We start from the raw sequence: 24,572 nt of genomic DNA, 5'->3' as shown, positions 1-24,572 counted from the left end.
TACCGGTGCGGTGCTACGGGTACTGCTGGTCGACGATCATCCGGTGGTACGCACCGGCATCCGCGGAATGTTGGAGCCATTCTCGGACCTCGACGTAGTGGGCGAGACCGGTTCGGGAGCCGAGTCCGTCGAACTTGCACAATCGCTGCGACCGCATGTCGTGCTGATGGACCTGAGGCTCCCCGACCTGGACGGGGTGTCCGCCACACGCGAGATACTTGCCGTCGTTGCGACGAATGTGGTCATCGTGACGACCTACGACACCGACGCCGACATCGTGCGGGCGGTGGCGGCCGGCGCCTCGGGATATTTGTTGAAGGACTGCACCGCATCGGAATTGGCGGCCGCAATCAGGTCCACCGCCGGCGGCGGCACGGTGCTCGCACGGCGCGTCGACCGCCGAACGACAGCCCTGACAGTGCGCGAGATCGAAGTGCTGGGTCGCGTTGCCGCGGGCCTGTCCAACTCGGAGATCGGGCAGGCCCTGTACATCGGAGAGTCGACCGTCAAAACACACCTGCTCCGGATCTTCACCAAACTCGAGGTTTCGGACCGTACTGCTGCGGTGATCACAGCAGTGCGGCTCGGAGTTCTGTAGGGCTTCGCCCTCGTGCGCGTTTTGCGTACCTCTGGATACGCAAAACGCGCACGAGGGGGGTGGGTCACTGCGGGGGCAGGATGTGCTCTCCCGTCTTGTCGGTGCTCAGCGACAGTGAACTGATGTACTGCTTTTCTCCGTTCGGCCCCGGCACGTTGGACGCGATCATGTCGGGTCGCTCGAATTCCATTCCGCTGACGTGGCACAGCACGAGCGCGTCGGACGGGTTGCCGTGCTCGTCGAACATCGGCAGATCGATACCGTCGTCGGTCCGTCGCAGGTAGTACTTACCCTTGGTTGCCACCGCCAGGATCGGCGGAAGTACCAGTGCAAGAACAAGAGCCACGATGGGCGAATACGGTTTGATCGCGGATCCGAATGCCCCGAAGAAGACCAGAATCGACAGGATCGCCGACGCCGCCATGGATCCGAAGCCCACCGGGTTGATGTTGTAGAGCATGCCGCGTCGGAACTCGGGCACCTTGGGTGAGAGCTTCAGGATGTACTTGTTGAAGACGATGTCCGAGGCCACCACGGCGATCCACGCGATGCCGCAGTTGGCGTAGAAGCCGAGGATGTTGTTGAGGAAGCTGAACATGTTGGCTTCCATCAGGATCAGCGCGATCGCAAGATTGAAGAGCACGAAGACCATGCGGCCCGGGTACGTCTTGGTGAGGCGGGTGTACGAGTTGGTCCACGCCAACGACCCGGAGTACGCGTTGGTGACGTTGATCTTGATCTGGCTGATCACCACCAGGATCACCGCGAGCGTCATGGCGAGCCAGCCCGGCATGAAGTTCTCGTAGATCTCCAGGAACTGGTGCACCGGCTCGTTGGCGATGGTGGATCCGTCGACGACGTTCGCAATCAAGTAGACGGCGAGGAACAGACCGACGACCTGCTTGAGTGCACCGAAGATGACCCAGCCCGGTCCCGCGAGAAGCACTGCCGTCCACCAGCGTCGGGAGTTCTCGGGAGTCTTGGGCGGCATGAAACGCAAGTAGTCGATCTGCTCGGCGATCTGCGCGATGAGCGAGAGACAGACGCCGGCTGCGAGCATCACCGATCCGATGTTGACGCCCTTGCCGTCGGCTCCGTCCTGACCGCCGTAGGCGAAGAACTCACCGACCGAATCGGGATTGCTGATCACCAGGTAGACGAACGGCAGCACCATCAGGACCAACCACAGCGGAGTGGTCCAGACCTGAAGTTTGGCAAGGGCTTTCATGCCGTAGATGACCAGCGGGATCACCATGATCGTGGATACCGCGTACCCGATGGGCAAAGGAATTCCGAGACCCAGTTCGAGACCCTGCGCCATGATCGAACCTTCGAGCGCGAAGAAGATGAACGTGAACGTCGCAAAGATGACGTTGGTGACCACCGATCCGTAGTAGCCGAATCCGCTTCCACGAGTGATCAAATCGAGGTCGATATTGTAGCGGGCGGCATAGTAGGCGAGTGGGAGCCCGGTCAGGAAGATCACGACGGCGAACACCAGGATGCCCCAGAGTGCGTTGCCGGTTCCGTACGAGATTCCGATGTTGGCACCGATGGCGAAGTCCGCGAGGTACGCGATTCCGCCGAGTGCGGACGTCGCGACAACACCGGTTCCCCATTTACGGTAGCTACGCGGCGCAAAGCGCAGCGTGTAGTCCTCTAGCGTCTCTTTCAGCGCGGTGTCTGTCGGCGCAGGCTGTACGGCGGTCATGGGTCAACAACGTAGAACCGCCACGTTGCCGGGGTGTCTTGCGTGGATGTAGCTACTGTTACTCAGTCGGGCGATTCGGACATGCGGCCCGGAATCGACCGAGGAGCGCCGCCGCACGCGTCGGTCACCAGGGCAATCACACTCGCCAGTACCGGGGCCCTCATCACCCAACCCAGCACGGCCCAGCCGAGAGTCAGATGCTCGAGCGCACACCCGATCGCGCGAGTGCCCTGCGCGACGACGCGTCCGTCGGCACTCTCGTATCGAATGCGGCGCAACTCGCTCGGGTGATTCTCCGCGGCCGCGACGACGAGTCCAGCCGACGTCCTTCGCGCGAACCACGGCCCGACGGCGCTGCACGGATCGCAGGTGACCGACGCGTACAGCGTGCCCGACGCTCGATCCGCACTCGCGTGCCATCGTGGGATCCAGTCACGCACGGTCGATCGATACTCGCGCCACGCTGGTCCGAATCGGTCGTCCAGATGGCCCTTTTCGTTCCACGCCGCGATTCCGCTGCTGAAGGCGACGCCCGTCAGCGCGGCCAGGAGCAGAACGAGTTCGCCGGTCAGCAGAGCCGCCGATGCCAAAATCAGCACGGCGCACAGCTGCATCGGATTCGCCACGTACGCATAGGGACCCGAGACGACGAGCCTGCCGGGTGGATCCCACGGAAACGGAGTACCGCCACCGATGACGCGAAATCCCACACGGCGCGCAGGGCGAAGATGCCGAGCAATGCGATCAGCTGGATCGTCACCGAATCCATCGGACCCCCGATCCCGGTGAGCACGCCTGCCCACGATTTTCCGGTCGCCTCGAACGCGACGGAGGGAATCACGAAGAGCAGCAACGCCGCGAACAGCATCATCTGCAGCAGCACCCGAACCCGCAGCGCGCGCCGAGACGCCGTCAACATGCCGAGAACCGTTGCCGGAAGCAGACATACGAGAACAGCGAGCACCTCGCCCCACCACCAGGACGGCGTCAGGACCACCAGGGGCTCGAGACTACCCATCACCAGAACGTCGGCCGCGACCAGAACCGCGACGATCGGCAGCGGATTCACCCAGCGAGACAACAGGATCGGTACGGCTCCCCACAGCAGTGCCCACCCGAGCACCACGTCGACCGGTACGTCGGACCACTCCAGGCCACGAGTCCCGAAGCTCCACCAGTCCAGTCGCACAGCGAGCGCATTGACCGGCAGCAGACTCACCGCGCTCCACAGCAACGCCAGCACGGCGCCGCCGCGCACCCGCACATCCGCTCCGAGTCCCCACAGACCGGCGATCCACAGCACCGCGACCGAGATCAGCGGCACCATCAGTACGGCCGATCGCAGCACCGCGATGTCCAGACCGGTCTGCACTGCCGAGCTCGCGATCATTGCGCTCACGTCTGCAGATCGAGCGAATCCAGGAGATACCCCGCTGCGCGCTCTGCCACGACATTCTCGATCGGCCCGAAGTACCAGGCCGGAGCCAACTCACGGTCGTAGTTCAACGTCCACGTCACCGCGGTTCGGCCCGAACCCTGCTCGGCCCAGCCGATCTCGATGCTCTTCCAGGTCAGCCACGTCGCGAGCGGTGTCGTGTCGGAGACCATCCGCAGCCGAACCGACGTCGGGGTCTGCTCGACCACCTCGAGCGTCAATTCCGACGACTGCTCGCCCCAGTGATGCGTCGACAGCAATGCAGGGCGGTGATGCGCGCCCGCGAATTCGATGACCCGCCTGTCCCCGACAGCCGAGCCCTCGACCTCCCCGCCCTCGAGACGGTCGTGCATCGGTTCCGGAAAACCCCAGGACAAGATGCCCGACGGCTGCACGTCGTGAAACCGCATCGGTGAGCCGACGGCCCGCGCCACGTCCGCGGACGAGGCGTCGAACACGCGGGTGGCCGACACCGTCGAATCCGAGGGGAAGGTGGTTGCGGGCAGCACGCCCTCGGAGGCCATGACCAACAGCAGTACCGGGAGAACCGCGACCTGCAGCGTGCCACCACCGGCCTGCTTGCGCACGTATCCGACGACGACCGCGACGAGAATCGCCACCGCGTAGAACAGGGGTGCCGCGAAGATGACGCAGATGAAGCCTTCACCCAGCACGATCATCGACAGCAACAGGCACACCGTCACCACTTTGACCGTCGTACCGACGACCTTCCCCCACGGAGCGGACAGTACGACGACGATCGCGAGGACGGCGGGAATTCCGATGTAGAACGCTGCAGTCTGGTCCTGGCCGGTTTCCTGCAGAATCTTCCGCACGATCACGGCCGCGGCGAAGGCGAGCACGATGGCGGCCAACACCCACTGCTGACGGTTCGGTCGATGCGGCTGCTCTGGTACCAGCTCTGGCTCGGGTCCCCCTGTACCGGTCATCGTGACAGTCGATCACACCGACGGGGTACCTCGCGGCGAATGAGTCAGGCGGCCGTGCGGGCGTCCAGGAGAGAGAAGTTCGACAGCTCGGCACGAAGCATGTTCATCGCCCGATGCTGGGCCACCCGCACGGCTCCGGCCGTCATTCCCAGGGCTTCACCGGTTTGCGGTGCCGTCAGGCCCCACACCACTCGCATCAGGATGATCTTTCGGTACTTCGTCGGCAGGGTGTCCATCAGAGCCTGTGCGTGACTGCGCAGTTCACCACCGAGAGCGAGCTGTTCCGGCCCGGCGTCCTGCGACTGCTCCTCGGGCATGTCGTCGATGGAGAACGTCTGTCGCAGTACCGATCTGCGACCGGCGTCGGCCATCTTGTGAGCGGCGATTCCGTACACGAAGGCCATGAACGGCTTACCCATGTCGCGATACTTGGGGATGGCGGTGACCAGAGCGAGACAGACGTCCTGCACCACGTCGTCGGCGGCGACGTCGAGATTTCCGATCCGCGCGGCGCAGTACCTGCGCACCGGTGGCTGAACCAGCACGAGCACCTGCTCGAGTGCGATTCGATCTCCTGCAACGGCCTGCGGCACGACCTCTTCGAGCCTGTCCATGGTCTCGCTCATGGCCGATCTCCTCACTGGCAACGCGCGCCGTCACCGTCAGCGCTCATCAGTGCTTCGGTGCAGAATCCCGATCGGCTTGGTCGTAGCGGCTACCACATCCGAACAAAATGTGATTCAGGTAACACGGCGTGTCGTGAGAGCGAAGTACCGGACAACAACCGAGTCGCAGAACGTGACCCTCACACCCGCGGAGCGCACATGAACACCAGCGAGCAGACCCATCAGGTCGGTCGGCGCAGCACCGTCGCTGCCGGCGATGGCACTGCGCTGGCGGTTCGCGAATTCGGCCATTCGGACGCGCCCCTGACCGCGGTGTTCGTGCATGGCCACTGCCTGCGCATGCAGTCGTGGACCGACCTGCGCACGCAGGTGGAACAGACCTGGGGAGACGACGTCCGAATCGTGATGTACGACCATCGCGGTCACGGAGAATCGAGTGCAGCCGCGCCGGAGAGTTGCACCATCGATCAGCTCGGCGAGGACTTGGCCGACGTGATCCGCGCCGTCGTTCCGGTGGGGCCGTTCGTCGTGATCGGACATTCGATGGGCGGCATGACGGCGCTCTCCTACGCGCGTCAGTACCCGGACGACATCGGATCGCGCCTGGTCGGGGTCGGGTTGATCGCGACGTCCGCGGGCGGGATCACCGACGACGGGCTCGGTAGTTGCCTCGCGCATCCGGCCGTGTCGGCGTTTCAGGCGGCTGTTCGACGCGCCCCTCGACTGATGTCGGGTGCCAAGAAGCTCAGTCGCGGGGTATGCGCCCCCATAGTGAGGACGGCGGGATGCGGATCACGGAAAGTCAGCCCGCGGGTGGTCACGCTGGCGACGGCCATGCTCGGTGACACGTCGATCGTGACGATGGCCGGGTTTCTGGGGGCGTTCCGCGGTCTCGACGAAGTAGCCGGTCTGGCGGCACTGGCCTCGATTCCCACCCTGGTGCTGTGCGGCTCGGAGGATCTGATGACGCCGATGCGACACTCGGAAACCCTTGCCTCCCACCTGCCCGACGCACGGTTGGTGCGCGTCTCTCAGGCCGGGCACATGGTGATTCTGGAACGAGCACACGAGGTGGCGGAGGCCGTCGTCGAACTCGTGACGGCAGCTCGGCGGGCTCACGTGGGAGATCTCGCCCTGGCTCGCTAGACCTTTCGACGACTGTGGCCCGCACCGGAATCCGGTGCGGGCCACAGCTCTGGTGTCGAGACGGTGTTACTTCTTGACTGCGGGCGGAGCGTTGAGGAGCTGGACGAACGGCGCAGCGTTGCTGGCGATTGCCGACAGGCCACCGACTGCAGTGCCGGCGAGCGACGCGGTCGAGCCGAGAAGCAACGCGCCACCGATGCAGCCCGCAACGGTTCCCGGCCCGAACAGCACAACCGTCGGAGCCGAAACTACGCCCATCGCAAGTGCGCCGAGGACACAGCCACCCACGAGACCGGTTGCAGCGCCAAGGAATCCGCCGACCGAAGCAGACAGTGCGAGGTTGTCCTTGACGCCGGAGACTGCGGCGGGCAGATCGACCTGCTGCAGACCGGGGAGAGAGGCTGAGACCGGAGTTGCCGCGGCAGGCGAGACATCGGCGGTCAGGGTGGCGTGGTTTCCGTCGATGACGGCGGCGACGGGGTGCGAGAAGCCGTCGGCGGCAATGGCCAGCGGAACCGAGTCGACCAGTGCGCCATTGGCGTCACGGACCACGAGGTGGTTGTCTTCGTTGCTCAGGGTGCCGGCCGTCGTGTCGACGAGGACCTGGTTGCCGGCCTGGGTGACGTTCCACCCGACGGCAGCGGCGGGAGCCGGTGCCGGATCCGCATAGGCGGTGCCCATGGCGGTCGTCATCGCTGCAATGACCAATGCGGACGTTGCCGCGAATCGAGTCAGCTTCATGTTCCTCTGTCTTTCGTCGTGTCCATCTCTCGATACCGAGCAGCGAAAAGCTATGGGAACGACAAGCGGGCGAAGCGAACCGAAGATGAACGAACGGGGTCGAATCGAACAACGATCGATCGCATCAACCCGAAAGGGACAGAACGACTTTCAGTGACCGATCGGTTCGTAAAGGGCGTGTACGGGTTACCCCTACTTACCGAAAAGACCAGGCTTGTTGCTGCCTCCGTGGCCCACTCCGAAGTCGTAGGCGGACTCGGCGTGCTCGTGCTCGTCGAGGCCGTCGGCTTCGTGCTGTGCGTCGGCGCGCACGCCCATGACCGCCTTGATCGCGAACGCGATACCGGTGGTGACCACCGCGCAGTAGGCGAACACCGCCACCACCGCGATCGCCTGCACCCACAGCTGATGCAGGCCGCCGCCGTAGAACAGACCGTCCACACCCGCAGGCATCTGCGCACTGGCCACGAGTCCGATCATCAGCGTTCCGACGATGCCGCCGACGAGGTGCACGCCCACGACGTCGAGTGAATCGTCGTAGCCGAAGCGGTATTTGAGGCCGATGGCCAGGGCGCACAGCGCACCCGACGCGATGCCGATTGTCGCGGCACCTATCGGGGTGACCGCCGCGCACGAGGGTGTGATGGCTACCAGACCGGCCACCACGCCCGAGGCCGCGCCGAACGATGTGGCGTGACCGTCCCGCCATTTCTCGACGACGAGCCACGCCGCCATGGACATCGCTCCGGCACCCATCGTGTTCACCAGGGCCACCGCGGCGACGCCGTCCGCGGCCAAGGACGATCCCGCGTTGAAGCCGAACCAGCCGAACCACAGCAATCCGGCACCGAGCATGACGGCCGGAAGGTTGTGCGGGCGCATGGGATCTCGCGGCCAGCCGCGACGCTTGCCGACCACGAGGGCGAGCACGAGCCCGGCCACTCCGGCGTTGATCTCCACTGCGGTGCCACCGGCGAAGTCGATCGCGCCCAGCCGGTTGGTGATCCACCCACCGAATTCACTCGTGAGCCCGTCGAGCGAGAACACCCAGTGCGCCACCGGGAAATACACCAGGGTGGACCACAGTGCCGCGAACAGGACCCAGGGGACGAAGCGCATACGGTCTGCGACGGCACCCGAGATCAACGCCACCGTCACCATCGCGAAGCCGGCCTGGAACGCTGCGAACACCAGCGCCGGAACGGTTCCCACCAACGGAATCGACACCGCTCCCCCAGCCGAGGTGTACACCCCGCCCAGCAAACCCTCGAAACCGGCGTACTGCAGCGGGTTTCCGATCCACCCACCGATCACGTTGTCGCCGAACACCATCGAGAATCCGAACGCCAACCACAGCAACCACACCACGGCGATCGCCGACAGACTCATCATCATCATGTTCAGTACGCTCTTCGACCGCACCATGCCGCCGTAGAAGAAGGCCAGGCCGGGCGTCATCAGCAGCACCAGCGCGGTGCTGGCCAGCAACCACGCAGTATCGCCCGCATCGGGCGCGCCGGTGATCACCTGCCCACGAACTTCGGCGTGCGCTTCTCGGTACGCGCCCGGCGCGCTTCCTTCATGTCCTCGCTGCTCCACGCGGCCTCGAACGCTGCGGCCTGTTCCGACGTCGGAACGTCATGCGCTCCATCGTCGTTGAACACCAGCTTGAGGTGCTTCAGCGCCAACGGAGCGAGCTCGGTGATGGACTGCGCCCACTGCGTCGCCGCATCGACGTCGCCCAGCTTGTTGGCCAGCCCGCAGGTGAACGCATGATCTGCGTGCACCCGCTCCCCGCCCAGCAGAATCGTGCGCGCAACTCCACCGCCCGCGAGCGATGCCAGCCGCCGGATGGTCCAGTTGCTCACCGCGATGCCGAGCCGCGTCGACGGAATCTCGAAAAATGCATCGGACGCGACCACACGCAGATCGCAGGCGATGGCCAACTGGGTGCCTGCCCCCACGGCCGGGCCGTTGATCGCCGCGACCACCGGGATGGACGCAGACTCGACGGCGATCAGCATCTCCTCGAGGATCTGCCCGAAATGCTCGGGAAACGCATCACCGGTCAGATCCGCACCTGCGCAGAAGCTGGTGCCCTGGCCGGTGATGACCACGACCCGCGCGCCGTCACGCTCGGCTTGTTCGATTCCGCGATGTACCGCGAGGCACAACTCGGAGTTCAACGCGTTTCGTCGATCCGGGCGCTGCAGTTCGATGGTGACGACGTCGCCGTCGCGTGTGTGTCCGATCACGAGAGCAGAGGTTACCGACCGGTACAACTACCGGCAGTGCGGGGCCTGATCTACTTGTCTTCATGATCGACACTCGGGTCGCCGTCATCGGTGCAGGCCAGGCCGGGCTCTCGGCCGGTTACCACCTACACCGCGCCGGCCTCACCGCAGGCGACGGGTTCGTGATGCTGGACCGCTCCCCCGGCCCGGGTGGCGCGTGGCAATTCCGCTGGCCTTCGCTGACGTTGAGCACCGTCAACGGGGTGCACGACTTGCCCGGTATGGCCTTCGCGGACACGCTCGGAGACGAGCCGGCCGAGAGCGTCGCGGCCGCCGATGCCGTCCCCCGGTACTACCGCCAGTACGAGGAACGCTTCGAACTGCATGTTCGACGCCCCGTCACGGTGACCGTCGTGTGCGACCGTGAACCCCTGTTCCGGGTCGAAGCCGGCGAGACCGTCGTCATGGCCGAGGGACTGATCAATGCGACCGGGACGTGGGAGAAGCCGTTCGTTCCGCATTACGACGGCGCCGAGAGATTCACGGGCAGGCAGCTGCACACCAAGGATTACCGGACGGCCGACGAGTTCGCAGGCAAGCACGTCGTCGTGGTGGGCGGCGGCATCTCGGCCGTCCAACTGCTCGACGAAATCTCGCAGGTGACCACGACGACCTGGGTGACACGTCGGCCACCTGTGTTCCGGGACGGCGAATTCGATCACGATGCCGGACGCAAGGCCGTCGCCATGGTCGAGGAACGGGTGCGCGCGGGCCTGCCACCCGGCTCGGTGGTCTCGGTGACCGGCCTGCTGCTGACTCCGTCGTTGGCCGCCGCGCACGAGCGCGGCGCGCTCGACCGAAAGCCCATGTTCTCGTCCATCACGGAAGATTCGGTGGTGTGGGAGGACGGGTCGAGCCAGCACGCCGATGTGATCCTCTGGGCCACCGGCTTTCGCAGCGCCCTCGACCACCTCGCTCCACTGCGCCTGCGCGGGCACGGCGGCGGAATCGTCATGGACGGCCGGCTCACCACCCGGGTCGCCGCGAACCATCGCGTCCATCTGCTCGGGTACGGGCCGTCCGCCAGCACGATCGGGGCCAATCGCGCGGGACGAGCCGCCGTGACGGAGCTGCTCGAGACTCTGGGTTAACCGAGCTGCTCGGTCACGAACTTGGCCAGTGCGCCCAGTCGCGCCCGGCTCGGCATCGACGTCGGAACACCCAACGCATCCAACGGGGCCGACGTCACCGGCCCGACGCAGATCGCGGCGACAGGGCCTCGAAGTGCGTCGAGAAAGGCGTCGAGCAGGCCGTTGTCCTTCGCGGTCGACAGCAGAGACGCGACGGCCGGCGCGCTGGTGAACGTCACCGCATCTACCCGATGGGCGATGATCTGCCCCAACAAATCGATGAGCGGAGCCTGATCCACGGGACGGATCCAGCGGTACACCGGAACCGGTCGGACCTGTGCACCGAGGTCGCTCAGGGCATCGCTGAGATGGATCGTCGGTTCCCACTCGGTGATCACCCCGTGCAGCTGCACTGCGATGTCCACCCCAGCAACACCTTCGGCCTCGAGATGATCGGAGACTTCCTGCGAGGCCTCGGTGGCCGGGGACCACTCGTCCCGCAGCCCGGCACCACGAATCGCACCGCGCGCCTTGGGACCTCGGGCAATGATCCGCGAATGTGCAAGAGCAGCAACGAGATCATCTCGGATGCCCCAGTCGGCGGCCGCGTCGAGCCAGCCCCGGAAGCCGATGCCGGTACTGATCACGACGATCTGCGGCGGTCGTTCGACGATGCCCTCGGTGGCGGACTTCAAATCCGAGTCGTCGATCAGGGGCAGAACGTGAATCGCCGCGGCGTGAACGATGTTCGCGCCGCGGCGTTCGAGCATGGTGGCCAATTCGTCTGCACGCCGTTCAGCGGTGAGGGCAACGGTCTTGCCGTCGAGCGAATCGGACATGGGTACAGACTAGGCCCCCTACGTACCTGGAACCGACAGCTCAGCTGCTGAACTTGTCCGGGTCCGGGCCGGTGCGGCCGTCTGCGGAGTCCAGCGCGTTGATCTGCTGAATTTCGTCGTTGCTGAGCTCGAAGCCGAACACGTCGAAGTTGCTGGCGATGCGCTTCGGGGTGACCGACTTGGGGATCACCACGTTGCCGAGCTGGATGTGCCAGCGCAGGATGACCTGGGCCGGAGTCACGCCGTGTGCCTCACCGATGGTTGCGAACACCGGCTCGTCGAGGATGGTGCCCGATCCCAGTGGGCTCCAGGCCTCGGTGGCGATGCCCTTCGACGTGTGGAACGCGCGCAGCTCTTCCTGGATCAGTCGCGGATGCAGCTCGATCTGGTTGACCGACGGCACCTCACCGACGGCGTCGATCAGCTTCTCCAGGGTGGGGATGGTGAAGTTGGAGACGCCGATGGAACCGATGCGGCCGTCGGCCTTCAGCTTCTGGAATGCCTTGAAGGTGTCGATGTACTTGTCGCGATCGAGCTGCTGCCAGTGGATGAGGTACAGGTCGAGGTACTCGAGGCCGAGGCGATCCATGCTGGCGTCGAACGCCTTCAACGTGGAGTCGTAGCCCTGATCGTCGTTCCACAGCTTGGTGGTGACGAACAGTTCGTCACGGGCGATCCCGGATTCTGCGATGGCCCGGCCGGTGCCGGTTTCGTTCTCGTACACCTTGGCGGTGTCGATGCTGCGGTAGCCGACCTTCAATGCCTCGGTCACTGCGGCCTGGGCACCGTCGTCGGGCACCTGCCACACACCGAACCCCAGCTGGGGAATGGACGTGCCGTCGTTGAGCACGATGGTCGGGACAGTACTGGTCTCGGCTGAATACGTCATACGAATGGCAACGGCGGGTGGGGTGGTGTTGTTCCCGGCAGGAGTGGAGCCTGCGGAACGACCAATTAGGACAGCCATAGAGTTTCGGTGTGACCGCAACGCTTCGTATCGATGATCTCGCCGCTTTTCACGGCGATCGCACGCTGTTCTCCGGCCTCGACCTGACGGTGGCCGAGGGTGATGTGATCGGGCTGGTCGGGGCGAACGGTGCGGGCAAATCGACCTTGTTGACGCTGCTCGCCGGAGTGGGGACGGCTGATCACGAGGGTGAGATCTACACCAGCCCGCCCGACGCCACGGTCGGTTATCTCGCTCAGGAGCCCGAGCGCATCGCCGGAGAGACGGTGCTGGACTTCCTCGGTCGACGTACCGGGGTCACCGATGCCGAAGCCTCCATGAACGCAGCCGCCGAGGCGTTGGGTTCGAGTGACGAGGACCTCTACACCCCGGCGCTGGAGAAGTGGCTGGCGCTCGGCGGCGCGGATCTGGCAGAACGCACGGCGAAGGTGCTTGCGGATCTCGGTCTGGATGTCGATGGCAGCGCATTGATGACGGCGCTGTCCGGTGGGCAGGCGGCCCGCGCCGGGCTCGCCGCGATTCTGCTCGCTCGCTACGACATTCTGCTGCTAGACGAGCCGACCAACGACCTCGATCTGGCGGGCCTCGAGCAACTCGAGCAGTTCGTCGTCGCGACGCGGGCGGCGATCGTCGTCGTCAGTCACGATCGCGAATTCCTGGCGCGAACGGTGACGGGCGTCGTGGAGCTCGATCGGGCGCAGCGGCGCATCGATGTGTACGACGGCAGCTACCAGTCCTATCTGGCGGAGCGCGAGATCGCGCGCCAGCATGCGCGGGAGAAGTACGACGAGTTCGCAGACACCAAGTCGGCGTTGGAGTCTCGCGCACAGATGCAGCGAAACTGGATGGAGTCGGGGGTGCGCAACGCGCGTCGGAAGGCCACCGACAACGACAAGATCGCCCGCAAGACCCGCGCCGAATCGACCGAGAAGCAGGCCGCGAAAGCTCGTCAGACACAGCGCCGCATCGAGCGACTCGAGGTGGTCGAAGAACCCCGCAAGGAATGGGAGCTGCGAATGGAAATTGCGGCGGCTCCCCGGAGCGGCACCGTCGTCTCGGTACTGGGCGGTGCTCTCGTGCGGCGATCCGGGTTCACGTTCGGACCGGTGACAACGCAGATCGAGTGGGGCGATCGAATTCTCATCACCGGACCCAACGGCTCCGGCAAGACCACGTTGCTGTCGGTTCTGCTGGGCAGGCTCAGCCCGGACGAGGGCACGGCATCACTGGGTTCCGGAGTCGCTGTCGGTGAAATCGACCAAGCACGCGCATATTTCGTCGGCGAGGGCACAGTGTCCGACGCCCTGAGCGCTGCAGTTCCCGAGTGGCCCGACGCCGACGTCCGCACCCTGCTGGCCAAGTTCGGCCTACGCGGCGACGATGCACTGCGGCCGGCGTCGTCCCTCTCGCCCGGTGAGCGAACCCGCGCAGCACTCGCCTTGCTGCAGGCCCGTGGAGTCAACCTGCTGGTGCTCGACGAGCCGACCAATCACCTCGATCTGCCTGCCATCGAACAACTCGAGCGCGCGATGGAGAACTTCGAGGGCACGCTGCTGCTGGTCACGCACGACCGCAGAATGCTCGACACCGTCCGCAGCACGAGGCACTGGACTATGGCCGACGGGCAGCTGTCGGAGCTGTAGCCGCGGTGATCGAAATCAGGTGCAACTGACCGCGGTGAGCGCGGTCAGCTGCACCCGATTTTCGTCAGCTCAGTAGGATTTCGTTCACCTCGGCGGCGGGATACATCGGCAGTCCGTGATGCGTGGCCTTCTCGAGTATCACCGTCCTCGCACTCGGCAGAACGGCATGCACAGCCGATTCGATCCGAGCGGCGTTGTGTACCTTCCCTTTCCCTGCGAGGACCACTGTCGTACGGACCCCGAAGTTGTCGAACGCAGCAGGTTTCGGCCTCTTCGGAACGATGGTCTTCGCCGTCGGGAAGTGTGCGGCACCGAGCGCGAGGACATCTAGCCAGTCGGAATCCAGTTCCAGGCCATCGGTCTCCCACGCTACGAAACGACGCTGCCGTTTCTCGTTGGCAGACAGCAGTATCGGCAAGGCGTGAAGCAGGTATCGCGGACTCATGGAGCCGAAGCATGCATTGGGATCGAGCAGGGTCAGTGCGTCGACGCGGTCCTTGTTGCGCAGGGCGTACGCCAGAGCGATCATCGCGCCGTAGGAATGCCCGCAGAGCGCGACAGTGGGCAGCTTCAGCTCATCCAGCACCGCCGTCACCCAGTTCAGCAACTCGTCCACGGAGTCGACTGACTGATTTCCGGGAACGCTGCGCCCGACGTCGCCCATGAGGTCCACCGCGTACACCCGATATCGCTGCGAGAGCGCAGCCACGTTGCCGAACCACACGGTGGAGGTGGCACCAGCCCCCGGCAGCAGTACCAGAGCCGGGCCGTCGACGGGTCCGCAGGCGTTGATTCGCGTGGTGCCGTGCCCCGTATTCACGTCGATGGCCTGGGTATCAGCCGGCCACTTCTGCAGCACTCGGTCGTAGGCGGTGAAGAATCCGTCCAGCGTCACGGCAACCCTCTATTCTCTCGATGATCGAGATAATAGACAATGGAGAGACTTCACGTCCAGCGTCTCCCGAGGGATCAGCACATGACCGAACCTGTCACCGCCGTGCATCGGTTGCGAGCGCTCACCGTCGAGCTCGATCTCCTCGGCGCAGACTTCGCCCAGAGGCACTCACTTCACCCGACAGACATCCGCGCGTTGATCTGCCTTCTCGATGCCGACCGAGCCGGAACGCGTGCCACACCCGGCTGGCTCGGCGGACAGCTGGGCCTCGAATCGGCATCCGTCACCGCCCTGGTTGATCGAATGAGCAAGCGCAAGTTGGTATCACGCGAAGCAGACCCATCCGATCGTCGGCGAGTACTGCTGCGCGTGACCGCTCACGCGTCGGAACTCGGCACCACGTTCTTCGGCCCCGTCATCGGCCGGGCCGTCGACGAACTCGCACGCTTCACACCCGATCAGCGGGCAACGATCGACGAGTTTCTGACGACCATGCATGCGGTCGTCGTGGCAGCTCGCGAACAGCAGAGCCTGTAGCCATACCAACAAATTTGTTATTACTGGTTGACACATCGTTGGGTTTATACAACACTTCATTGTCATGAGCCCCATCAAGCGCGGTACCGTGCTCCCGATCTTCAACAGGGTGGGTGTTCTGCGGGCAGAACGAAAGATGAGCCGCGCGCAACTCGCCGAACTCGTCGAAGTGAATCCCCAGACAGTGGGTGCCCTCGAACGAGGCGACCACTACCCGAGCCTCGACCTTGCGATGCGCATCTGCGACGTCTTCGACCTGCCGATCGAAGCAGTGTTCTCGCGCACCGAACTCGGACCACTCTCGGCCGAACTCTTCCGAAGGGAGAAGGATCGATGACTACGCCCGGCTCCGACATCCTCACCCGCTATCAGGCCTACCGCACCCGGCGATTCCTCGAGAACGACGCGAAAACCCGTCACTGGCTTCCGAACTGGCGCACGCAGAAACGCCGTCGCATACTCGCCGCCTTCTTGATGGCGTCCTTGCTCACCCTGTTGGTGGTTGCCGTTTGGTCACTGTTCTCCCGGTGGGCACCGATCGCATGGATTCCGGCCACCGTGATGTTTCTCGTCGCGTGGACGACGCTGCAAACAGTGTCCCGTCGCCACAGCGATGCACCGGTGGGCGCACTCGACGAATGGGAAGTGCAGCAGCGCAACGAAGCACGATCGATCGGCCTCACCGTCACTCAGGCCCTGGTGATGGTGGCACTTCTGGTCCTGATCGTGCTGTCGGGAGCGTACGACAACGAGAACCTGGCCTACGCCGGAGCTCTGTGGACGCTCGCTGCTCTGCTGGGCGGCGGGTGCGCACCGGCAATCATTCTCGCGTGGATCACCCCTGACCCCGAACCAGAAGACACCGAAGATTTCGATCCGAAGTAACGACCGAAAGGGCACCATGAGCACCCTCACGATCGACTCCGTCTCCAAGAGATACGGCGACAAGATCGCCCTGGACAACCTCAGCTTCGACGTCCGGCCGGGCGAGCTGTTCGGCTTCGTCGGCAGCAACGGCGCGGGCAAGACCACCACGATGCGCATCGCGCTGGGAGTCCTGTCGGCAGATTCCGGCCAGGTTCTGTTGGGCGGCAAGCCTGTCGACCTCGACGTCCGCCGCACCATCGGCTACATGCCGGAGGAGCGTGGGCTGTATCCGAAGATGAAGGTGGGCCCGCAGTTGGCCTACATGGCCGAACTACACGGGTTGTCGTCCAAGGACGCCAAGGCAGCTGTTATCCGCTGGACCGAACGTCTCGGCATCGATCAGCGCGTCAACGACACCGTCGACGCATTGAGCCTGGGTAATCAGCAGCGCGTGCAGTTGGCCGCAGCGCTGGTGCACGACCCCGCAGTTCTGGTCCTGGACGAGCCATTCTCCGGACTCGACCCGATCGCCGTCGACGTCATGAGCGAGGTCCTACGCGAAAAAGCAGCTGCTGGAGTACCGGTGGTGTTCTCGAGCCACCAGCTCGACCTGGTGCAACGCCTGTGCGACCGCGTCGGCATCATCGCCTCCGGCTCGATGAAAGCCGTCGGCACCGTAGACGAACTACGCGGATCGGGCGATTCGCACCTACACGTCCACGCACCGAACGCGGCCCCCGGATGGGCGTCGGGCATCGACGGAGTGAGCATCCTCGGTCAGAGCGACGGCATCACCGTTCTGGGATTGGCACCGGGAGCCGACGACCAATCTGTCCTGCGGGCCGCGCTGGCGACCGGACCGGTACACGAATTCTCCATCCAGAAACCTTCCCTGAGCGACCTGTTCCGAGAGGCGGTAGTGGCATGAGCTCACAACTGAATTCCTTCAGCGCGGTGTCACTGATCGCCAAGCGCGAGTTCACCGTTCAGGTGATGAAGAAGAGCTTCGTCATCAGCAACGTGATCATCCTGGCCGTCATCGTCGGCGGCATCATCGCATTCTCGATCTTCTCCGGCAGCGGTGACGAAGAGCGCGACGTCATCGGCATCGCCGGCGACCAGTCCATCGCTGCCGTGGTGGAAGCAACCGGCGACGCCGTCGGGTCTCCGGTCGAGGTTCGCGAGATCGCCGACGCCGGGGCCGCACGCAGCGGCGTCGAATCGGGAGATCTCGACGTGGCGCTGGTTCCGGACGGAACCGCAGGCGCATACACAGCCGTCACCGAGTCCGACCTGACCGGCACGTTGCGTGCCGTCGTCGAAGGCAGTGTTGCAACACAGGCCACGAATGCTGCACTGGCACAACAGGGCGTCGATCGCAGCGAACTCGGGGCTGCAACAAGTGCCGCTACGGTCACCGTCGACGCGATCGATCCGCCGGACCCCGAGGCCGGTCAGCGGACCGCTCTGGCCTTGTCGGCCGTGTTCCTGCTGTACGCCCAGATCATCGGCTTCGGTATGTACGTCGCGATGGGCGTCGTCGAAGAGAAGTCCTCACGCGTGGTCGAACTGCTGCTCTCCACCGTTCGCCCCCTGCAGCTGCTGTGGGGCAAGATCCTCGGCATCGGTGCCGTCGGCATCCTGCAGCTCGCCCTGTACGGAATTGCCGGTGTGGGAGCAGGATTGGGCACTGGCGTACTCACCGTCACCGGCGCTGCGGTGAGTGTCTTCGCTGCTACGTTGGCCTGGTTCATCCTGGGCTTCGCGTTCTTCGCAGTGCTCTACGCGGCGGGCGGCTCGATGGTCTCGCGGCAGGAGGACGTGAACTCGACGACAATGCCGTTGCTGATCCTGATCATGGCAATGTTCTTCGCCGCCTTCTATTCCGTCAGCGATCCGGAGAGCACACTCGCGAACACATTGAGCTGGATCCCACCGTTCTCCGCGATCATGATGCCGTTGCGCATCGCCGCCGGCGTGACCTCGCCGGTGCAGATCATCGGTTCGGCAGTCCTGATGGTGATCACCACCGCGATCCTCGCGATGGGTGCGGCGAAGATCTACCAGCGTTCCATTCTTCGGATCGGCAAGACCGTCTCGTGGAAGGAAGCGTTTGCTCGCTAGGGTTCTTCCATGAGCCCACGGACGTCCGCCGCCGAGATTCTCGATTCCGTTCTCGACGGCGGATCGTTCGTGTCCTGGGACTCCACGCCGGTGGACGTCCATCCTGGGGAGTCCTATCTGAGGGACCTTGCCAAGGCTCGGAAGAAGAGCGGCATCGACGAGTCGGTGGTGACGGGCGAGGGCACCATCGACGGGCGACGCGTGGTGATCATCGCGTGCGAGTTCGCATTTCTCGCCGGCTCCATCGGCGTTGCTGCGGCCGAGCGCATCACCTCCGCGATCGAACGCGCCACCGCCGAGGGGCTGCCGCTCATCGCCTCCCCTACCTCCGGTGGCACGCGCATGCAGGAGGGCACACTCGCCTTCGTTCAGATGGTCAAGATCGCCGCCGCCGTCACCGCGCACAAGGCGGCGCACCTGCCGTACCTGGTGTACCTCCGGAATCCGACGACCGGAGGCGTGTTCGCATCTTGGGGGTCGCTTGCTCACATCACCGTGGCCGAGCCGGGCGCCCTCATCGGGTTCCTCGGGCCCCGCGTCTATCAGGCGTTGTACGACAAGCCGTTTCCCGACGGCGTCCAGACCGCCGAGAACCTCTACCAGCACGGCGTCATCGACGGTGTGGTGCCGGTGGATCACCTGCGCCACTTGTTGATCCGCGCACTTCGCGTGATCGTCGACGCCGCCGTGTGGCCCCAGGATGCCGGCGAGGAACCGGTTGAAATCCCCGAGAATTCGGCGTGGCATTCGGTGCAGTCGTCCCGCCGCACCGACCGGCCAGGCATTCGGCAACTCATCGAACACACTGCCAGCGAACACGTTCCACTCAGCGGCACCGGTCAGGGCGAGGCCGATACCTCGATTCTGTTGTCGCTGTGCCGCATCCGTGGAGTCTCCTGCGTGCTGTTCGGCAACGACCGGAGCAGCAGCACCGCCACCGCCACGATGGGTCCGGCGGCACTGCGCGAGGCTCGACGGGGAATGCGTCTCGCCGAGGAACTACGTATCCCGCTCGTACTGGTGATCGACACCTTCGGTGCCGCATTGTCCAAGGAAGCCGAGGAAGGCGGCCTGGCACCGGAAATCGCGCGATCGATCTCCGACCTGGTCACCGTCGACACCCCGACGGTGTCGGTTCTGCTCGGCCAGGGCACCGGCGGTGGAGCGCTCGCGCTTCTACCCGCCGACCGAGTGCTGTGCGCCCAGAACGCGTGGCTCGCACCACTTCCGCCAGAGGGCGCCAGTGCCATCGTGCACCGCGACACCGCTCACGCCCCGGACATGGCCGAGGCGCAGGGCATCCGCTCGGTCGATCTGCTGCGCGACGGCATCGTCGACGCGATCGTCCCTGAACTTCCTGACGCTGCCGACGAGCCCGCTGCATTCTCCGCACGAGTCGCCGATGCTATCGTCCGCGAACTACGCGTGCTGTCGACCATCGACTCCGCCACCCGCGCGCAATCCAGACTCGGCCGCTACCGCACGCTGGGATGAGCGGCTCCGCCGCATGTGAGCGAGGTGCCTTCGGGTCGTTCCGCAGGCTCCACTCCCGCCTCGCCCCCTGCTACGAGACCGGAGTGGAGCCTGCGGAACGACCGCAGGCTCCGCCGTGCACCTGCGAGGTCACGAGCGCCAGCACATCACCCGCACGAAGGTCGGCGGGAAGCTCCACCGGGCTGACGCAACTGCGCCCTGGGCTGTGCACATCGACCTTGACCACAGCACCCACCGAATGCCGGTTGACCACCACGGCCTGCAGCAGATCCCCGAACTCGGCGTCGACACCCACCTCGCCGGCGATCACCGACCGCACCCGAGTCACCAGAATCGAGCCCCACTGCACCGGAGTCCCCTGCGCATCGGCCACATCCTCCAGCGCGACGCCGTCGACCGTGATGCGGCCGCACACACAATGCGTATCGGCGGGCCAGAGCGCTGGATCGCACCGCGCAACATAGGCGGCACCGAGAGACGGAAGCATGTCGAGAAGTGTCATGAGAAGCAGTCTTGCGCTGGGCGGTGGCGTCGAACAGAGGTGTTGACGCAATCTTGACGCCTGCGCCACGATTCTTGACGCAGACCGGGCACCAGTGCACGAAAGTGGGCTCGGTCGACGGAATTCCATAGGTGGGCACCGGTAATGCGCACCCAGGCCCGGTGCCGGCGCGTATTCAGGGCAGTCGACGGTCTGTTGCCGCGATCGATTTCCGGCGACGCCGCACCACGGTGATGATTTCGTCCACCACGCGATCGAGGTCCGCAAGCGCCGTTGCGGCCGAGTATCGCAGCACCAACCATCCATCGAGTACCAACTCGTTCTGCCGTCGACGATCGTTGTCGAACGTCGCGGGATCCGTGTGGAACTCTCGGCCATCGATTTCGACGATGACTCGTGCGGAAAAGTCGACCAGGTCGCCGTAGAACTTTTTACGCGCGCATTGATCTCCATCGTGAAGTGGCGAGCGGTCAATGCCCGCGCTACCACGCGCTCCGGCTCGGATCGTGTTCTCGGGCAGCACGTTCGGAGCTGCTTCCGAACAGCAGCCATTCCGTGCATTCCTTTTGCCGTGGTGCACAATGCGGCGACCCGTCGCCACGGCAGGTGATGGTCGATGGCGTTGTCGAAGAATTTCTCGAGATCGGGCGTCGACAACGAGGTCGCGACATCGACGAATGTCTGCTCCAATGACACGACTCGCAGGCCTCGGTGGAGCTGGACCTCGACGAGGCGTCGGCGATGAATTCGAACCCACGGCACCGACCTCGACTGGACGTTCGGGGCCACGGTGACAGAGACCAGACGCGGTTCGTACTCGATCAGCCCCCACAACCAGGCCGCACTTTCATGGCTCAGTGCGGCTTCCGATCTCCACAGAGTCACACCGGTGCACAGTCCGAAGTAGTCCGGTTTCTCCGTCGCGTAGACCTGCGGCAGAAGGCGTACGAGCTCCCCCGACTGCGATCGCCTCGACACAGCGCTCGTGCTGAGCCCTTGCGCCGCCAATTGCTGCACCGTGTAAACCCCCATTGCTACACCGTTGCGGCTGTGGAGCCTGCGCAACAGTGGCAATCTCGCAACTGTGGACAACTCGATGACGATATCCACAGGGCATGGCCGCCGCGATAGGCACGGTTGCACGCTACGACCGTCGGTCGACGGGATTCCGCCGGTCGTCGCCGGTAGTGCGCAACCCGGCCCGAATCACCCCACCCTCGAACTACGCTCCAGAGCATGAGTGGCGAGTATCGGCAGGCGTTCGACGGCAGTATCGACAACCGCGAGCAATTCTGGCTCGATGCCGCCGCAGGAGTCGACTGGGACACCCCACCGACCACAGCCTTCGATGGCTCGCACTGGTTTCCCGGGGCCCGCCTGAACACCTGCTTCAACGCCCTCGACCGGCACGTCGACGCCGGGCACGGCGACCGGACCGCATTGATCTACGACTCGGCGATGCTCGGACTCGCCCGCAGCTACACCTACGCCGAACTGCTCGATCAGGTCGCTCGTTTCGCCGGGGTGCTCAGCAGCAACGGCGTCTCCCCAGGCGACCGCGTGGTGATCTACCTGCCGATGATTCCCGAGGCCGTGATCGCCATGCTCGCCTGCGCTCGACTCGGAGCAGTGCATTCGGTGGTGTTCGGCGGGTTCGCGGCGAAGGAGCTCGCGGCGAGGATCGACGACGCCGAGCCGGTCCTGCTGATCACCGCCAGCGGCGGGTTCGAGCCGGGTCGCGTCATCGAATACCTCCCTTTGGTGGCACGCGCGCTGACTCTCACCACCGCGAAGACGCCGTCGGTGATCGTGAAGTCGCGCGAGGGAATTCCCGGCGACCACGACTGGCTGGACTGGGACACCCTCATCGCCGACGCCCCCGCCGCCCAACCGGTTTCGGTGCTCGCCACCGATCCGCTGTACATCCTCTACACCTCGGGCACGACCGGCAAGCCCAAGGGCGTGGTGCGCGACAACGGCGGCCATGCCGTCGCGCTGACGTGGTCGATGCGCAACATCTACGACGTGGGTGCCGGACAGGTGATGTGGACGGCGTCCGACGTCGGCTGGGTCGTCGGACATTCGTACATCGTCTATGCGCCGCTGTTCGCCGGTGCCACAACGGTTCTCTACGAGGGCAAGCCCGTCGGGACCCCCGATGCGGGCGCATTCTGGCGGGTGATCCAGGATCACGGTGTCCGAGCGTTGTTCACCGCGCCGACGGCGTTGCGAGCCATCCGCAAGGTCGATCCCCACGCCGCCGAGCTGGAGAAGTACGACACCTCCTCGCTCGAGACCCTGTTCGTCGCAGGTGAACGCCTCGATCCCGATACCTACGAATGGATTTCGCGCACGCTCGACCGACCGGTCGTCGACCACTGGTGGCAGACCGAAACCGGATGGGCGATCTGCGCCAATCTTCGCGGCCTCGAGCCACTTCCGATCAAACCCGGATCGCCGACGGTACCGGTGCCGGGATTCCAGGTCGGCATTCTGGATGCATCGGGCAATCCCGTGGACGCAGGCACCGAGGGCAACATCGTCGTGCAGCTACCACTGCCACCCGGTGCTCTGGTGGGTCTGTGGAACGACGAATCACGTTTCCAGCGTTCGTATCTCGATACGTTCCCCGGCTACTACCTCACCGGCGATTCCGGATACATCGACGCCGACGAGTACGTCTACGTGCTCGGCCGCAGTGACGACGTCATCAACGTGGCCGGCCACCGCCTGTCGACCGGGTCGATGGAGGCCGTGCTGGCCGGCCACCCCGCCGTCGCCGAATGCGCCGTCATCGGAATTCACGACGACCTCAAGGGTCAGCGCCCCAGTGGGTACGTGGTGCTCAAGGCCGGGGAGACCATCACCGAGGAACAACTGCGCACCGAACTGGTGGCCATGGTCCGCGATCAGATCGGCGCACTCGCGACTTTCCGGGACGTGACGATCGTCGGTGCACTGCCGAAGACCCGCTCGGGCAAGATCCTGCGCAAGACGATGCGCCAGATCGTCGCCGGTGAGGAGTACGGCGTGCCGTCGACCATCGAGGATCCGGCAGTCCTCGACGCGTTGGAGAAGTTGCTCGGCCGCTGACCCGTCGTGCGCGTTTTGCGTATGTCCAGGTACGCAAAACGCGCACGACGGATGGGGACGCTGCCGACGCGAATTCGCGCAACGATGGCCGAAAACCGCGCGCCATGGCAACCCGCCGCGCGATAGCGTCATCGACATGACAGATCTGGACACCCGCCCCGCCGTCGATTGGCTGGCACTCGGTGCGGTCACCGTCACGGTGATCTCGTGGGCCTCGGCTTTCGTCGCCATTCGCGGCGTCGGCGAATCCTTCGGTGCCGGCCCGCTGGCATTGGGCAGGTTGCTGATCGGATCGTTCGCACTCGGCGCGATCGTGTTGGCCAAAAGACGGTGGGTCAAGCCGAACCGGACACAATGGCTACAGATCATCAGTGTCGGGGTGTTCTGGTTCGGTGTCTACAACGTCGCCCTCAATGCCGCCGAGCAACGGGTCGACGCCGGTACGACGTCGATGATCATTCAGATCGGACCGATTCTGGTTGCCCTGTTCGCGGGTCTGCTTCTGGGCGAGGGCTTTCCGAGGTGGCTGGTGATCGGTGCCGGTATTGCGTTCGCCGGTGCCGTGATGGTCGGCGTCGTCACCGCCGTGACCACGACCTCGACAACCAGGACCGATGCCGACTTCCTCGGCATCGCACTGTGTTTGGTGTCCGCGGTGACCTACGCCATCGGAGTGCTCAGCCAGAAGCCGGTGCTGCGCACGATCCCGGGACTTCAGGTCACGTGGATGGCCTGCACCATCGGCGCGGTGTGCACCCTGCCCTTCGCACCCGCACTGCTCGACGACCTGTCGACCGCTTCCGCCGGTGCCACCGGCGGATTGATCTACCTCGGTCTCGTCCCGACTGCGCTGGCGTTCAGCACCTGGGCCTATGCGTTGACGCGAATGAACGCAGGCAAGCTCGGCATCACCACGTACGCCGTGCCGCCGATCACGATCACACTGGCCTGGCTCCTGTTGGGCGAGGTTCCGCATGTCCTCGCCGTGGTCGGCGGCGTGATCTGCCTGGTAGGAGTCGGGTTGTCCCGCAAGCGTTGAG

At 64.8% G+C, this 24,572-nt stretch carries 25 protein-coding genes; 12 read left to right on the top strand and 13 right to left on the bottom strand.

What is annotated here, in order from left to right:
• Positions 1–10 precede the first annotated feature (10 nt).
• A complete protein-coding gene (locus CH275_RS19805) occupies positions 11–598 on the top strand; it encodes a response regulator (RefSeq protein ID WP_094680286.1) in 588 nt (195 codons plus the stop codon).
• A 64-nt stretch (positions 599–662) separates the two neighbouring features.
• Here the strand turns inward: CH275_RS19805 and CH275_RS19800 are convergent, their stop codons facing one another.
• The 5 genes from CH275_RS19800 to shbA all read right to left on the bottom strand — a co-directional run bounded on the left by CH275_RS19800 (position 663) and on the right by shbA (position 5,320).
• Positions 663–2,309: a purine-cytosine permease family protein gene (locus CH275_RS19800; protein WP_094679983.1), complete on the bottom strand. Its 1,647-nt coding sequence runs from the start codon at positions 2,307–2,309 to the stop codon at positions 663–665.
• Between the two features lie 62 nt (positions 2,310–2,371).
• Complete coding sequence (locus CH275_RS30125) at positions 2,372–2,935, bottom strand: hypothetical protein (protein WP_256991126.1); 564 nt, start codon at positions 2,933–2,935, stop codon at positions 2,372–2,374.
• Positions 2,902–3,699, bottom strand: coding sequence for a hypothetical protein (locus CH275_RS30120; protein WP_256991125.1), 798 nt, complete (start codon positions 3,697–3,699; stop codon positions 2,902–2,904). The genes CH275_RS30125 and CH275_RS30120 overlap by 34 nt, the downstream gene beginning before the upstream one ends.
• A gap of 5 nt (positions 3,700–3,704) precedes the next feature.
• Positions 3,705–4,694 carry a hypothetical protein gene (locus CH275_RS19790; RefSeq protein ID WP_256991124.1) on the bottom strand — a complete coding sequence of 330 codons (990 nt, stop codon included), beginning with the start codon at positions 4,692–4,694 and terminating at the stop codon, positions 3,705–3,707.
• Between the two features lie 44 nt (positions 4,695–4,738).
• Entirely contained in the window at positions 4,739–5,320 is a 582-nt protein-coding gene (shbA, locus tag CH275_RS19785) for an RNA polymerase sigma factor ShbA (protein WP_094679981.1), read from the bottom strand.
• A gap of 198 nt (positions 5,321–5,518) precedes the next feature.
• Here shbA and CH275_RS19780 point away from each other — a divergent pair, with 198 nt between their 5' ends.
• Complete coding sequence (locus CH275_RS19780; protein ID WP_094679980.1) at positions 5,519–6,466, top strand: alpha/beta fold hydrolase; 948 nt, start codon at positions 5,519–5,521, stop codon at positions 6,464–6,466.
• Between the two features lie 66 nt (positions 6,467–6,532).
• Here CH275_RS19780 and CH275_RS19775 read toward each other — a convergent pair whose 3' ends face one another.
• The 3 genes from CH275_RS19775 to CH275_RS19765 all read right to left on the bottom strand — a co-directional run bounded on the left by CH275_RS19775 (position 6,533) and on the right by CH275_RS19765 (position 9,462).
• Positions 6,533–7,207, bottom strand: a complete 675-nt coding sequence (locus CH275_RS19775) for a hypothetical protein (RefSeq protein ID WP_094679979.1) — start codon at positions 7,205–7,207, stop codon at positions 6,533–6,535.
• A 192-nt stretch (positions 7,208–7,399) separates the two neighbouring features.
• A complete protein-coding gene (locus tag CH275_RS19770) occupies positions 7,400–8,734 on the bottom strand; it encodes an ammonium transporter (RefSeq protein ID WP_094679978.1) in 1,335 nt (444 codons plus the stop codon).
• Positions 8,731–9,462 carry an enoyl-CoA hydratase gene (locus tag CH275_RS19765; protein WP_094679977.1) on the bottom strand — a complete coding sequence of 244 codons (732 nt, stop codon included), beginning with the start codon at positions 9,460–9,462 and terminating at the stop codon, positions 8,731–8,733. Before CH275_RS19765 ends, CH275_RS19770 begins: the two co-directional genes overlap by 4 nt.
• Before the next feature lie 62 nt (positions 9,463–9,524).
• Between CH275_RS19765 and CH275_RS19760 the strand changes: the two genes are divergently transcribed.
• Positions 9,525–10,592 (top strand): NAD(P)-binding domain-containing protein, encoded by a 1,068-nt coding sequence (locus tag CH275_RS19760; RefSeq protein WP_094679976.1) that lies wholly within the window; start codon positions 9,525–9,527, stop codon positions 10,590–10,592.
• On the opposite strand, the gene CH275_RS19755 is transcribed toward CH275_RS19760, so the two are convergent.
• Positions 10,589–11,410: a uroporphyrinogen-III synthase gene (locus CH275_RS19755; RefSeq protein ID WP_094679975.1), complete on the bottom strand. Its 822-nt coding sequence runs from the start codon at positions 11,408–11,410 to the stop codon at positions 10,589–10,591. The two genes, CH275_RS19760 and CH275_RS19755, sit on opposite strands and share 4 nt — an antisense overlap.
• 40 nt (positions 11,411–11,450) lie before the next feature.
• The gene (locus CH275_RS19750; RefSeq protein ID WP_094680285.1) at positions 11,451–12,299 is read right to left on the bottom strand and encodes an aldo/keto reductase; all 849 of its coding nucleotides are present in this window, start codon (positions 12,297–12,299) and stop codon (positions 11,451–11,453) included.
• An 89-nt stretch (positions 12,300–12,388) separates the two neighbouring features.
• Between CH275_RS19750 and CH275_RS19745 the strand changes: the two genes are divergently transcribed.
• Positions 12,389–14,020, top strand: a complete 1,632-nt coding sequence (locus CH275_RS19745; protein WP_094679974.1) for an ABC-F family ATP-binding cassette domain-containing protein — start codon at positions 12,389–12,391, stop codon at positions 14,018–14,020.
• 64 nt (positions 14,021–14,084) lie between these two features.
• On the opposite strand, the gene CH275_RS19740 is transcribed toward CH275_RS19745, so the two are convergent.
• Positions 14,085–14,915: an alpha/beta fold hydrolase gene (locus CH275_RS19740; RefSeq protein ID WP_094679973.1), complete on the bottom strand. Its 831-nt coding sequence runs from the start codon at positions 14,913–14,915 to the stop codon at positions 14,085–14,087.
• An 81-nt stretch (positions 14,916–14,996) separates the two neighbouring features.
• Between CH275_RS19740 and CH275_RS19735 the strand changes: the two genes are divergently transcribed.
• From CH275_RS19735 to CH275_RS19710, 6 genes are all read left to right on the top strand, one after another.
• On the top strand, positions 14,997–15,452 hold the full coding sequence (locus tag CH275_RS19735) for a MarR family winged helix-turn-helix transcriptional regulator (protein ID WP_094680284.1): 456 nt from the start codon (positions 14,997–14,999) through the stop codon (positions 15,450–15,452).
• Positions 15,453–15,516: 64 nt separating this feature from the next.
• On the top strand, positions 15,517–15,789 hold the full coding sequence (locus CH275_RS19730; RefSeq protein ID WP_094679972.1) for a helix-turn-helix transcriptional regulator: 273 nt from the start codon (positions 15,517–15,519) through the stop codon (positions 15,787–15,789).
• Entirely contained in the window at positions 15,786–16,337 is a 552-nt protein-coding gene (locus CH275_RS19725; protein WP_094679971.1) for a hypothetical protein, read from the top strand. Before CH275_RS19730 ends, CH275_RS19725 begins: the two co-directional genes overlap by 4 nt.
• 16 nt (positions 16,338–16,353) lie before the next feature.
• Positions 16,354–17,247 carry an ABC transporter ATP-binding protein gene (locus CH275_RS19720; protein WP_094679970.1) on the top strand — a complete coding sequence of 298 codons (894 nt, stop codon included), beginning with the start codon at positions 16,354–16,356 and terminating at the stop codon, positions 17,245–17,247.
• A complete protein-coding gene (locus CH275_RS19715) occupies positions 17,244–18,443 on the top strand; it encodes an ABC transporter permease (RefSeq protein WP_094679969.1) in 1,200 nt (399 codons plus the stop codon). The genes CH275_RS19720 and CH275_RS19715 overlap by 4 nt, the downstream gene beginning before the upstream one ends.
• A gap of 9 nt (positions 18,444–18,452) precedes the next feature.
• Positions 18,453–19,937, top strand: a complete 1,485-nt coding sequence (locus CH275_RS19710) for a carboxyl transferase domain-containing protein (RefSeq protein ID WP_094679968.1) — start codon at positions 18,453–18,455, stop codon at positions 19,935–19,937.
• Between the two features lie 70 nt (positions 19,938–20,007).
• Here the strand turns inward: CH275_RS19710 and CH275_RS30435 are convergent, their stop codons facing one another.
• Both CH275_RS30435 and CH275_RS30295 read right to left on the bottom strand, forming a co-directional pair.
• Positions 20,008–20,439: a hypothetical protein gene (locus tag CH275_RS30435; protein WP_094679967.1), complete on the bottom strand. Its 432-nt coding sequence runs from the start codon at positions 20,437–20,439 to the stop codon at positions 20,008–20,010.
• A 175-nt stretch (positions 20,440–20,614) separates the two neighbouring features.
• Positions 20,615–20,962, bottom strand: a complete 348-nt coding sequence (locus CH275_RS30295; protein WP_306436959.1) for an endonuclease domain-containing protein — start codon at positions 20,960–20,962, stop codon at positions 20,615–20,617.
• A 713-nt stretch (positions 20,963–21,675) separates the two neighbouring features.
• On the opposite strand from CH275_RS30295, the gene CH275_RS19695 reads away from it, so the two are divergent.
• Positions 21,676–23,532: a propionyl-CoA synthetase gene (locus CH275_RS19695; protein WP_094679966.1), complete on the top strand. Its 1,857-nt coding sequence runs from the start codon at positions 21,676–21,678 to the stop codon at positions 23,530–23,532.
• Between the two features lie 136 nt (positions 23,533–23,668).
• Positions 23,669–24,571, top strand: a complete 903-nt coding sequence (locus CH275_RS19690) for a DMT family transporter (protein WP_094679965.1) — start codon at positions 23,669–23,671, stop codon at positions 24,569–24,571.
• The last annotated feature ends 1 nt before the right edge of the window (position 24,572 follow it).

Source organism: Rhodococcus sp. 06-235-1A, from assembly GCF_002258785.1.
Lineage (GTDB): Bacteria > Actinomycetota > Actinomycetes > Mycobacteriales > Mycobacteriaceae > Rhodococcoides.
The sequence above is the reverse complement of the archived record's forward strand: the minus strand, read 5'-3'. Positions and strand labels throughout refer to the sequence as shown.